Origin of the sequence: Sphingobacterium sp. HJSM2_6, assembly GCF_049316305.1 — a bacterium.
Taxonomy (GTDB): Bacteria; Bacteroidota; Bacteroidia; order Sphingobacteriales; family Sphingobacteriaceae; genus Sphingobacterium.
Map to the genome: position 1 here is coordinate 220,059 of NZ_JBMOXB010000002.1, position 14,092 is coordinate 234,150.

Here is a 14,092-nt window from a genome sequence, read left to right on the forward strand (position 1 = left end):
TTTTTTTAAATTTACATATATGTTTTAACTTCTTTATTTTCAAATATTTACATCGATAAAACGTGGTTAATATTTTGGCGTTTATTGTTTAATTTGACAGGATAGGGCAGGATGCTAGTTTGATTTTACCTTATTATATTTGAATATAGAGATTAAATTAATTGTAAGCCATTTGATGTTATTATTGATTCACAATAATCTATCTTAGAAAAACAAATATTGTTAAACCAAATTTCCAATTACACCGAATTTCCTTTAAGGATTTCATTCGTGCGAAAAGTATATTTTAAATAAAAAGAATTTATGAGCGATGGAGCCTTAGCGTTTATTTTTACTCCACGTAGATAATCAATCTAAACCAATAAACCTATATTAAATAATTGACTGCTTATGGATATAACTTAATACTAAACCTAAAATGTACTCATTCCACTCTTGGGTGTTGAAGAGTAAAATTTCGGGATTCAATACGTTTAATAAAAACGGATTTCCCCCTACAATTATAATGTTAGAAACATTATGTTAAAAATGGTTTTACCCTTTTTAAAAGCTAACCACAAAAAAATGAAAGAAAGTATTTACCGAAAAAATTTAATGGTAAAGACATTAGGTCTTTTACTACTTCTATTGATTAGAAGTTTTCCATTGCAAGCGCAAACTGGAATAAAAGTAGATGGTACTGTTGTTGATTCAGAGACAAAAGAAGCAGTTTCAGGCGCTACTATACGATTGCAAAATAGTACTATTGCAACGTCTACCAATGATCAAGGATATTTTGAGTTGGAAATGCCAAAAGCAGGAACACTGATTATATCTTTTTTAGGCTATCAAAACCAAGAAGTCCAAGTGAATTCATCAAGAAAATTAACCATTCAATTATTGAAAGATGGTGAAAATATTGATGAGGTTGTTGTGGTTGGTTATGGTCAACAGAAAAAAATCTCCGTTACTGGCGCAATATCAACGATAGAGACGAAGGATTTGAAACAAAGTGCAGCACCCAATTTAGCATCTGCCTTATCAGGTAGATTACCGGGTTTAACTACCGTTCAGACTTCTGGACAGCCAGGAAATGACCTTGTAAATTTATACTTACGTGGTGTTGGAACTTTAAATGATGCTTCACCATTGATATTAATCGATGGGGTTCCACGATCAAATATTAGTAAAATGGATCCAAATGAGGTGGAATCAGTAAGTATATTGAAGGATGCATCAGCTACTGCTGCATTTGGTGTGCGTGGTGCAAATGGAGTTATTATCATTACCACTCGTCGTGGCCAAGCAGGAAAGGCTGAATTGAATATTTCCTTAGATCGTACCTATCAAGGATTTTTGGCAAAAGCTGATAGAACCCATTCTTGGGAATTTGCCGAATTAAGAAATCAGGCATTTAGAAATGATAATCCTACAGCTGTCGATGGAGATTTACCATTTACGCAATACATGATTGATATGTATAAAAGTGGGGCAGACCGAGTGTTTTATCCAGATCGTGATGTCTTCCATGATTATTTTAAAGATTGGGCACCTCAAACTCGTTTAAATTCAAACTTTAATGGTGGAGGTGATAAATTTACCTATTTTCTAAATGTTGGATACATTGGCCAGGGAGGTAATTTTAAGACGGAACCTAAAGAGAAATTGGGATACGATCCAAGTTATAAAATGGATCGTTACAACTTCAGGGGGAATATTGATTATAAAATTGCCAGTAATTTAAAGACCTCCTTAAATATAGCCACCTATTTGGAACGTATGAATACGCCTCAGACTGTTGCATTATTTGGAGAAAATAATGATAATATGGTTACCAATATGATCGCGTATACCTGGGCGACTCCGCCAACAGATGTGGGACCAGTTACTGTAGAAGGATATGGATTTCCAGCTGATGAAATTATTGCTCAATCAGGCCAAGACCGTAATACTTATGGAGAAATCAACCGTAGGGGATATCGTCAGGAGATGAATAACAATTTAAATTCTTCATTTAATTTTGATTGGGGATTGGATTTTGTGACGAAAGGTTTATCTATGAAAGGTTTGGTTGCTTTCGACAGTCAAGGAAGAACCGTATTACAAGGTTATAAGGCATTGGATTCTTATTCCTTTAAGGTAGCAAGAGATGCTTCTGAAACAAGTTTTTATGCACCATTAGTAACCAATGCTGACCCTGCAATTACTTTGATTAAAGGTATGCAGACTCGTTATTTTACGAATTATCAACTTTCTTTGAATTATTCAAGATCTTTTGGTAAACATAATGTAACCGGTATGGCATTGACTCAACGTGATAACTGGGATCAATATGGTGCTGGTTTACCGTATAATATTGTTGGTTTTGTTGGTCGTACTACTTATAATTATGATGATCGCTATTTAGCAGAGTTTAATTATGGTTATAATGGTTCTGAGCAGTTTGCACCATCAAATCGTTTTGGATCATTCCCAGCATTTTCTTTGGGATGGGTTGCTAGTAATGAATCCTTTTTAAAGGATAATCCTATAGTTACTAGTTTAAAGATTAGAGGATCATTTGGTCTAACAGGTAATGATAAATTAGGCGGAAATAGATTTTTGTATCAAAGTTTTCTAAATATGTCAGGAGGGATTTTCCCATCACTTGGTCGCGGTCAATCTGTGGTGCAAGGTGCATTGGGTAATCAGGCAATTCAATGGGAAATGGCTAAAAAATCAAATATTGGTCTTGATTTAGAATTATATAAGTCTTTATCATTAACCGTCGATTTCTTCCAAGAAAAACGTGATAAAATTTTAATTTCACGTCGTACTATTCCGGTATTACAAGGTGTACCATTAGGAAATATACCTAAAGTGAATATCGGTAAGGTTGATAATAAAGGGTTTGAAGCCGAATTAACCTATCGTAAATCATTAAGCTCTGATTTATCCATTCTAGCGAAAGGAAACTTTGCTTACAATAACAATACCGTTGTTTTTGCGGATGAGGTTCAATTTGGTTCCGATTATGCTTACCGTTTAAGATCTACTGGTTTTAGTATAGGTCAGAGTTTTGGATATGAAATAGATTATTCAAATGGAAATGGTTATATCAATACCCAAGAAGAATTGGATAATTTACCTGATTATCAAGTTGGGGGAATTCCAAGATTAGGAGATTTTAAATACAAAGATATTACAGGAGATGGCGTGATTAATGACCGTGATTTAGTGCCAATTGGTAAGCCTTCCATTCCAAGAGTAACTTATGGGGTTTCTGGAGCAGTGACGTATAAGCAATTTGACGTATCTTTCTTAGTATCAGGTGTTGGTCAAACGCATAGACATACTGCTGGATGGGGAGTAACTGAATTTGGTTTAGTAGGTTTTTTCAGTGGTTGGCATAATCAAGCTTGGACAGCTGACCGCTATGCAAATGGCGAAGAAATTTTATATCCAGCATTAAGTGTTTCTGAAGGTGGTGTCAGTCATAAAGCCAATTCTGTATTTATTATGAACAGATCATTCTTAAGACTAAAAAATATTGAATTGGGTTATAATTTACCTAAGTCCTTATTAGATCCTATTGGGGTAGAGCGAATTCGTGTTTATGTAAATGGGAATAATTTATTAACATTTGATAAAATGCCTATTGATACCGTGGATCCAGAACAACCAGGAGTATTGGCTTATCCAATTACTAAGATGTTCAACTTTGGGTTAAATGTTGCATTTTAATTTTTAAAATTTTTTGAAATGAAGTTTAAATATATAATAGCACCTGCGATTGCCATGATGTTATTTAGTACATCTTGTTCAGATGTGTTAGATATGGCGCCTGATGGCAATATGCAAATGGAAGATATTTTATCTAATCCTGATCGTGTAGAAGGATTACTGAACAGATGTTATGAGAATATTCCTAGAAAAGGTTATCACTATTGGTTTTTTGAATCATTGGTTGTAGCGGCGAGTGATGATGGCTATACCTCAGATGAAGCACAGGGAGTTCCATCTACTCGACTTTATAATGATAATAACAGTGCTTCAAATCATGCTATCAGGGATGCAGATGATGGACATCCAAATACTTATTTAAATAATTATTGGTCTAGGTATTGGCAACAAATTCGACTATGTTCTCAATTTATAGAAGTTATTGATAATGCGGCTGTACATTCAGAATCCAATAGAGGTAGGTTTAAGGCAGAGGCAAGAGTTTTAAGAGCTTTCTTTTACATGGAGTTGGTTAAATGGTTTGGAAAGGTTCCGGTATTGGATGCAACTATACCATTTGACGCAGACTTTACCACATTGACACGTAATTCAGTTTATGATGTAGCCAAATTTATAATCGCAGATTGTGATGCAGCACTTGCAGAAGCTAGTTTGCCATGGCGTATTGACAATGAGAATGACGCCATGCGTGTGACCAAGGCATTAGCAGCAGCTTTAAAAGCTAAAGCGATGTTATTTGCTGCAAGCCCATTGCATAATGAAGGTCAAAATCATTGGGATGAAGCCTATACTGTAGCTTTAGACGCGGTAACAAAACTTAAATCAAATGGTTATGAATTGTTTAAAACAACCACGCAGCCAGCAGTTTATGGGACAGGCCCAGCAGCAGCATTAAGACAATTAATGACTCAAAACGCTGATTTTTCAGCTTCACCAAGAGATAAGGAGACTATTTTTCAAGCTAAAGATGGTAGTAATTTTATTTGGCATATAGGCTATATTTCAGGATCACGATTTCCAGGAGTTTATAAAACTGGAACAGCTCCAACACAAGAGCTGGTGGATGCTTTTGAGACCATTAATGGAGAGCCTGTATTAAATTTAGCTAAACCTTATTTGGACGAGAAACATTTGCAGCCGAATTTTAACACCGCTAATACGCAGTATGATAAAGAAAATCCTTATGTAAATCGTGATCCACGTATGGAGCAAACGGTAATACGTAATGGTTCAATTGTTTACTGGAATAACGTGCCGCATGTTGCAGAAATCTATCAAGGTGGAGATAATGCACCGAGTTGGGATGTAACCAATCGTTCACGTACCAGGACAGGCTATTACCAAGCGAAGATGACTCGTCCAGGATCAAGTAATGAAGTGCAACATAATAATGCGAATTGGAAATATTATCGTTTAGGTGAAACGTTATTGGATCTTGCAGAGGCCGCAGCAGAATCAGGTCGATTAGCAGAAGCTAGAACAGCTGCTAATGAGGTTCGTTCACGTTCTGGAATGCCAAATTTACCAGCATCATTAAGTAAAGAAGATTTGATTTTACGAATCAGAAATGAGCGTCGGGTGGAATTAGCGTGGGAAGAGAATCGTTATTTCGATATCCGAAGATGGGAAAGTCCAAATGGAGATTTAGCTGAAACCAGTAAATACTTTACAGCCATGGATATTAAGAAAAATCCAAACGGCTCATTTACTTACACGAGAAGAAATATCACTAATAATCCACGTGGAGGTTGGCAAAACAGGGATTTATTGTTGCCATTACCATTAGAAGAAGCGGCAACATTGGAGGCAGTAACTGGTACGCCATGGCAAAACCCAGGATGGTAAAATTTCATGAGATAGAAAACGTATGAAGAAAAATATAAAATTCATTGCACTTTGTATATTAGGTTCAATGATATCTGCTCAATCTTATGGGCAGAGCAATACTGGTTCGAGCACACGTGTAGTTAATGTTTATAATCAGCCTATAAAAGGTGCAACTATCGTGGTTGAGGGAGCTGACTTAACATTAGTAACCAATCAAGAAGGGGTATTTGAAAATATAGTAGATGCAAAAAATAAGTATGTCATTATTTCTGCTCCCGGTTATCAAAATCAACGAATTGAAATCAGTCAATTGGTTTCGAGTGGAGAAATTCAATTGGCATTTGATTCCCATGGAACTGGAGGATATATAGATTTTGGTTACCAAAAATATTCTAAAGAATCATTAACGGGTTCGGTATCCGTAGTTTCAGGAGATGTTTTGAACAGGACACCTAGCAATGTGTTGTCTGACACCTATCAAGGTAGATTGCCAGGATTAACCGTTAAAAATAATATCGCTGAATTAACCTTTTTTGGATATGGAAATTATTCGAGATCTATACGCGGTTATTCTTCCGTAAATGGCAATTCACCAACGATTATTATCGACGGAGTGATAGCACCTACACAATATTTGGAATTTATTTCCCCAAAGGAAATTGAGACCATAACGGTATTGAAAGATGCGTCAGCAACTGCGGCGTATGGAATCCAAGGCGCGGCTGGTATGATCGTCATCAGCACCAAACGTGGTAATAATAGTCCATTAAAAGTAGAAGCCTATGTTGATCAAACCGTTCAACAATTAACTACTAAGCCATTGTTTGTCAATTCGGGTCAATATGCAGAATTGCGGAATTTGGCAGGAAAAAATGATGGTTTAGGAGATTATTCGCAATATACTCAATCGGAGATTGATATGTTTAAATCTGGAGAAGATCCAGCCTATCCAAATAACGATTGGTATGACATGTTTATGCGTGATATGGTCAACCGTCAGCGTGTAGGTGTAAATGCTTCAGGAGGAACGGATAAATTTAAATATTATTCAAACCTAAGTTTTGTCAATCAACAACAACCTTTCAAAATAGCTGATGAAGCGGACCGTAAGTATGATCCAACTCCACATGTGAATATTGGTAATTTTAGAACCAATATGGATGTGAAGTTCAATGATTATTTATCAGGATATATGCGCTTAACGGGTAATCTAAAACGTGAAAAGTTAGCAGGTGGTCAAATGGGTTGGGATATTTACAGCAGTATGTTCAATATACCATCTACGGTATATGGTCCTTTATCTCCAATCATTGAAGGTCAAGAAGATATTAGTAATCAAGTGGTAACCGTAGATGGATTTGATACACCGATATATGGTCGATTAAATCGTTCAGGATATAATACGGTTATTGAAACCAACATCATAGCACAAGCAGGCCTTAAGCTGAACATGGACTTTTTAACAAAGGGTTTATCAGCTTCCGGAGGGATGGCTTATCAAACGTATGTTAGAAACGAAACTGTTACTAGTCAAAATTTTAGAAGAGTATTAAGAGGAGATGATTTATCTAAATTAGATGATTTTTCCATCTACAAAAGTTTCGAAAACACTCCATTAGCATATGGAAAGGGTTCGACTTTCTTTTATTACCTAAACTTGCTTGCTAGACTGGATTATAATCGTCGTTTTGGAGATCACAGTATAGATGCTTCTGCTCATACTTATTACTTGAAGCAAGAGATTGAATCTGCAGGTGGTGGAAATAATGTGTTACCATACATGCGTCAAAATTTTGGTGTGTCTGCATTATATGGATATAAAGATCGCTATTTCTTAAAAGGAGATTTGGGATATTCAGGTTCAGAACAATTCCATCCAGATCACAGGTACACAATGACACCGGCAATTTCTGCAGCTTGGATAGCCTCAAAAGAAGATTTCTTTAACGATGATATCATTTCATTATTGAAATTTAAGGCTTCATATGGTGTTAGTGCGAATGATCAGTTAGGTGGTGCTCGTTTCTTATACTTGGATAACATTCGTTCAAATGGATCAGAGTTAGAAAGAGGAAATCCATTACTGCAAGCTGAAAAAATCAAAAAAGCGAATGTTGGTGTGAATCTTGGTTTATTCAACATGTTTACGATCGATGCGGAATACTTCGACAATAAAGTGGATAATATGTTGATCAGTAGTAGCGCTATGATTCCTGACTATCAAGGTATTCCGTTGGGATTTTACCCTAAATTGAATAATGGTAAAATGGAAAATCGTGGATATGAAATTTCATTAGGTTTTAATAAAAATGTAAATCAGGATTTCTCGGTATATGTGCAAGGAAACTTTATGGATACCAAAAATAAAGTAGTTTCCATAAATGAAGCTTCATTAGGAGATGATTATGCTTATAGCCGTAGAACGGAAGGATATCAAGTTGGTCAATTATGGGGGTATCAAGTAGACTATAGCAATGGTACAGGTATGTTTAATTCTGCAACAGAATTAGCAAATGCTGGAGTTACTTATGCATTTGGTACACCACGAGTAGGTGATTTAATCTATAAAGACTTAACTGGTGATGGTGTTGTGGATGTAAAAGATTTGGCTCCTATGGGAAATCCAAGTTCACCACGTCAAGAGTATTCCATTCTTGGAGGCGCAAACTATAAAAGCTTTGAATTCTCTTTCCTTATTCATGGAGTGAGTAATTATTCAAACTTCTTAAGCGGAATGGGTGTATACGAGAACCAAGGAAGAGGAATATTTAATGATATTCATTTAAATTCTTGGACGGCGGATCGTTATGCTGCAGGTGAAGCGATTTCCTTTCCTGCACTATCTTTATCACCAACAACTAATCATGTTGCCAGTGACTTTTTCTTAAATAACAGGTCTTTCTGGAGATTGAAAAATGTAGAATTAGCCTATACATTACCTGAGCATATATCGGAAAAAATACATTCAAATAATATTCGTATTGCTTTTACTGCTCAGAATTTATTTACCATTAACAAAATGAAGACTAAATATATCGATCCAGAAATTGGTAGTAGAGGTACTTTTCAACCCTATCGAGTATTTAATCTTGGTTTAAGTGCAAACTTCTAAAATTTAAGATCATGAAAAGAAGTATAATTAAAATATGTGTTGTTGCTTTGGGTTTAATGACTTTGGAATCATGTGCTGATCTTGATTTACCTTCTGATGGTAGGTTGGCATTAAATGATCTATTTAGTACTTATCCAAGAACAAAAAATTACTATGAAATTTGTAAATCCTATATTCCTCAGGTGGGATTTATGTACCAGGGTCAACGTACTCCATTAGCTTCATTTAGTGATGAAGCACATGATGCAAGTGATGGGGTAAATGGTGATGTGAATGATTGGTATAATAACCGTGCATCATCGACCAATAATCCAGTGGATGGTGCTTATGGATGGAATCATTTTTTCCAAGGAATCCGAAAATGTAATACCTTTTTAAGTAGCATCAACGACCCAGCTATTGCTACTGCTCAGATAAAAGAAATTGAAAAGAATGGTTGGATAGGTGAGGTATTGGTTTTGAGAGCATACTTTTACCTTCAGTTAGTGAAGCGCTATGGTGGAGTACCTTTGATTACAGCTCCATATGAAGTAAACCATGATTTTTCACAAGATAAACGTGCAACTATTGAAGAGTGTATCGATTTTATTTTGGCAGATTGTGATGCGGCATTAGCAATTCCTGAAACTTCCGATGCAAATATTGGTTTTAGATGGAATATCAATGATGGTGATCGTGGCTCTGTAACTCGTGCATTTGCCTATGCGGTAAAATCTCAAGCAGCCTTATTTGCTGCAAGTCCATTGTATAATACTTCAGGAAGTAAATATACTTGGGAAAAAGCGACTGAAATTACCAAAGAAGCATTGGATCAATGTTTAGCCCATGGTTTTGAATTGTTTGATTTAGCTCCAGCAGGAGATATCGCTCAAAATGCATATGCTTATTATTTCATTAATCGTTCAGATCCAAGTAGAGCTATCGATAAAGAAACAATATTTGAAACTACTGCAGCTCGTAGCAATGTATGGAAGTGGGCGGGTACCCCGTTTATGGCTGGTGTTGAAAAGGCTGGTTCTGGTCCTTCACAGGAATTAGTAGATGCTTATGGAATGCAGGCCACAGGAGAAATGCCTATCACAGGGTATTCAGATGCACAACATTTACAACCGATTATCAATCAAGCTTCTGGATATGATGCAGCGAACCCTTATGTAGGAAGAGATCCGCGGTTTTATGCTTCTATTTATTATAATAATTCTCCTAGATCACTTTCCACAGGAAACGTTGATAAGCAATTGATTCCAATGTCTTTCCGTTCGCCATTAAATAATATAACGTTTAATACAACGAATGGAGAAACGAAAATTAACACTACTGGAGGTGATCCGTGGATTTTTACTTCCTTATTAGGGAAAGAAATTCCAGCAGGAGAAAAACGTTTAGTTACGTTTGAATATAAAAGTAACAAAACCGTTACGAATGCACAGTTCTTTTATTGTGTGGCAGGTGGACCAGCAGGTGGTGTTTCTTCACCAGAAAACATCCGTATTGATGGTTCTACAGAATGGAAGCGTTTTGAATTTGATTTGACTGATGCTATCAATACTTTTGGCTTTGGTGTAAATAATAGTGGAGGTCAAGCTCCTTCGAATCACTTCTTACGTTTCGATGCTAGCGGTGATCCAGGTTATGAAATTACCATTCGTAATTTCCAAATCGAAAGTTTTACTCCACCACCAGCACCTGTTCCAGTGGAAACATTTGTTGGAGGAAATGCGAGAATCTCATCCGACTTAACTGAAACTAGGTTTACAAGAACGGGATATTATTTAAGGAAATTTAATAACTACAAATCAAGTGTTACCGTTGATCAGGATGGTTTAATGAAAATTTTCAGATTAGGAGAGTTGTATTTAAACTTTGCAGAAGCGGCTTACAATTCTGTAGGAGCGGATGCAGCAGTACCATCTAAAGCATCAGGAGCAAGTGCATTGAGTGCTAGAGAAGCAGTGAATGCCATCCGAAACCGTGCAAATATGCCAGCATTACCTACGGGACTTTCTAAAGCTGACTTTGAAAAACGTTATCGCAATGAACGCCAAGTAGAATTAGCATTTGAAGAACATCGTTTCTTTGATGTTAGACGTTGGAAAATATTGAATGATACGGACAAATTTGTTACTGGGATGCGCATTGTTAAAAACGGTAACAATTACAATTATACTCGTTTTAAATTGCAAGACCGTGGTACAAACGCTGATAAATACTTATGGCAACCATTAAGTTTATCGGAAGCGACAAAAATGGAATCTGTTACAGGTACAAACTGGCAAAATCCAGGCTGGTAAAAAATAAATAATAATAAATATGGGCTTCGGAGGAGTAGAAATTCTAAAATCTGACGAAGCCCATTTTTTTTAACTTACTTATATGAAAACATTGAATTTCAAAACATCTTTATTAGCAGTAGCATCCATTATTGCTTTTAGTTCTTGCGCTAATAGCACTTTTAAAAATGAAAATGTAGTGGTAGCTGGAAAGGATGTAATCAAGGATTCTATGCAATTCTTACAAAATGATCGTATCAAATTAGGAATTGATTTGAATTTGGGAGGGGCAGTAACATTTCTTTCTGATAAAGAAAATGGTGGATTGAATATGATCAATAGTTATGACTGGGGAAGACAAATACAAATGTCTTATTATAGCGGTCCATGGCCATATATTGGTCCAAAAGGTGAAACCCCAACTCCAGAATGGCAAGGTTTAGGATGGAATCCTATTCAGTCTGGTGATGCAGGAAATCATCGATCAAAACTTATATCTTTTGAAAGAAGAGGTGAAAATTCCTTGTTTGTGAGAAGCATACCTATGCAATGGCCTCATAAATCCGGAGTAGCATGTGAATGTGAGTTTCAAACCTTATATACGTTAAAGGATAACATCATTACGATGGAAGCAACCATCGTAAATAATAGAAGTGATACTACTCAATATAGGGCTTGTACACAAGAAATGCCAGCAATATACACAAATGGTGTTTGGTATCAAGTGGTATCATATTTAGGTGATAAACCATTTCAAGGAGAAGCTACCACGATTGTTGTTGATAAAAATGATGGAAAAGGTTGGCCATGGGTCAATTTCTATACGCCAGAAAACTGGGTTGCTTTATTAGATAGTAAAGGAATGGGTATCGGAGTTTTTCAACCTGAAGTAATGAGATTTAATGCTGGTTTTCATCCTAATGATGCGACAAAAGGTTTTGGAGGTGAAAAAGATGGTCAAACGGGCCATATAGCACCTATAGGTACGCAAATATTGGATCATAATATTAAATGGACTTATAAGACCACTTTTATATTAGGTAATGAAGAACAAATAAGAAATTATGCCAAAGAGAATAGAATCGTTAAAACCAATCCTTCTTGGAGTTTTGAAGATTCTAGACATATGTGGTATTATGAAGGTGAATGTCAAGATAAAGGTTTCCCAATTTCGGAAGGACTAGATATTACCTTTAAAAAAGGCGCAAAAATCGTAAGTCCAATAACGTATTGGAAAGCGGAAGATAATTCTTATTTAGAATTTGAAGCCAATATTACAGGTCAAGCACCGGAAATGAATATTGTAGTAGAGGTTCAGCCGGTTGGAAAATCTGATTTTACAGATTGGTTAAATTGGTCTGAAGGAAATAGTTCTGTAGAAGCTGAAAAGAAAGCTAAAGAAGTGAATTTTCCAAAAACAGCTAGTATTTCCTTAACTCAAAAAATTAATTCCGATGGATCTTCACAGAAATATCGTGTTCCACTTAAAGATATTCCAGGATATTCGGGACCAATGAAGGGATTAAAAATTGCATTGCAGGATCAAGGAACAGCAATTATTAAAAATATAAAACTTATTAAATAGTAAGCTTTAATCTATTTGATTAAAGTTGTGATTACATCAGAATAGATCTATATGGCATATTCTGATGTCTTCTCATTTTTTGTTCATATGAATAAAAAAACCAAATAACCAACTATGTTGAATATTATTCGTTTTAATTTCGGGCTATTTTTACTTGCTTTGGGAACCTATTCCTGCCAATCTATTCCAGCTCGTGAACAAGAAGTAAATGGTAAGGAAGCTACATTTAAATTAGAGCCTGGATGGGATATTTACGATGGTGGTGGATATCGATATGGACCTTCCATAATAATTGATAAGGATGGCACTATACACGCTTGGTTTGCTTCTCCAGGAGGGATTCACGGCGTGGACCATTTGCAATATCAGGAATTTGTTAAAGAATCTCCAATACCCGTTAGGGATCAAACAAGAGTTGCTCAGAAGTTTACTAATGAAAGTGATTTTTATGCTATTGCAGCTATTTGTCCTAATTGGAATAGCAAGAATAGCAGTTTAACACTTTCGTTATACCAATGGAATACCGATTACGAAAAAACAATTCAGGGGCCTGTGATTAGTAGTCAACGGTTTGAAAATTATGCTGATAATTCCATTTTAAAATTAACTAATGAACAAAAATTTAAAGCTGGAACCTATTTATGGGTGATTCATGAAGGTGTTGGTTCGGCAGGTGTGTGGGCATTAGCTGGTGAAACGAATCAGGTATCTTCCTATCTAGATGGAAAAATCCAAACACATAATTATAAATCATTTGTCATGAATGATGTAAGTAATGCTGCGGTTTATTGGGATCAAGTAGCCTATAAGAAAAGTACAGATCAAGGGAAGACTTGGTCTGATGAAAAAATGGTTTTGAAACCAACGGAGGGTACTCGAGATGAATTTTCTATCTGTGATCCAGGAGTAGTAAAGTATGGGAAATATTACTATTTAGGTTACACATCGACCGAAGATATTCGAATGATTTTTAATCACGTCTACGTGGCAAGATCGCTAAGTCCAGAAGGTCCTTGGGAAAAATGGGATGGAAAGGGCTGGGGCAATGCTCCACAACCAGTAGTTACATTTGATGGAAATAAAGATGCATGGGGAGCCGGAGAACCATCCATGGTTATAAAAAATGACAGTTTGTATTTTTATTATACATGGCGGGATAAATCAAAACATGAAGTCCGTGTTGCAGTAGCTGATGCAAAAGATGAAAATTGGCCTCGAAATCTTCAACAAAAAGGAATTGCACTTGATCAAAACAATATCGATAAAGGAGATCATGCAGATGTTAAATATCGACCTGATTTAAATAAATTTTACATGCTGCATACGGCATCTAGATTATCGCCTGAGAGCCATTTATTGCTTTGGGAATCTAACGATGGATATCATTTTAAACAAGTTAGTAAGATTTCCGAATTGGCTGAGCAGTATTTACATAATTGTGGATGGAGCGCAGATGAGATGGGACACATAGACCCAAATAAACAACAGTTTCTGGCTTATGGCTATGGCAAAGATTGGGGAAATTGGAAAACCAAATGGCACCCAATCAGCTTTGATTCTGAAAAATTAAATAAGTAGCAAACCTATTTATAAACT

Annotated in this window: 6 protein-coding genes; all 6 read left to right on the plus strand. The window is 35.9% G+C overall.

Translation table 11 applies throughout. The features are described 5' to 3' along the window. Nucleotides 1–564: 564 nt before the first annotated feature. The gene (locus tag ACFRAE_RS03500) at nt 565–3,702 is read left to right on the plus strand and encodes a SusC/RagA family TonB-linked outer membrane protein (RefSeq protein ID WP_422795727.1); all 3,138 of its coding nucleotides are present in this window, start codon (nt 565–567) and stop codon (nt 3,700–3,702) included. Between the two features lie 18 nt (nt 3,703–3,720). Then, entirely contained in the window at nt 3,721–5,547 is a 1,827-nt protein-coding gene (locus tag ACFRAE_RS03505; protein ID WP_422795728.1) for a RagB/SusD family nutrient uptake outer membrane protein, read from the plus strand. Between the two features lie 22 nt (nt 5,548–5,569). Then, entirely contained in the window at nt 5,570–8,641 is a 3,072-nt protein-coding gene (locus tag ACFRAE_RS03510; RefSeq protein WP_422795729.1) for a SusC/RagA family TonB-linked outer membrane protein, read from the plus strand. A gap of 11 nt (nt 8,642–8,652) precedes the next feature. Continuing rightward, nucleotides 8,653–10,932 (plus strand): RagB/SusD family nutrient uptake outer membrane protein, encoded by a 2,280-nt coding sequence (locus tag ACFRAE_RS03515; protein WP_422795730.1) that lies wholly within the window; start codon nt 8,653–8,655, stop codon nt 10,930–10,932. A gap of 82 nt (nt 10,933–11,014) precedes the next feature. Next, nucleotides 11,015–12,496, plus strand: coding sequence for a hypothetical protein (locus tag ACFRAE_RS03520; RefSeq protein ID WP_422795731.1), 1,482 nt, complete (start codon nt 11,015–11,017; stop codon nt 12,494–12,496). A 114-nt stretch (nt 12,497–12,610) separates the two neighbouring features. Then, the gene (locus ACFRAE_RS03525; protein WP_422795732.1) at nt 12,611–14,074 is read left to right on the plus strand and encodes a hypothetical protein; all 1,464 of its coding nucleotides are present in this window, start codon (nt 12,611–12,613) and stop codon (nt 14,072–14,074) included. Nucleotides 14,075–14,092 lie beyond the last annotated feature (18 nt).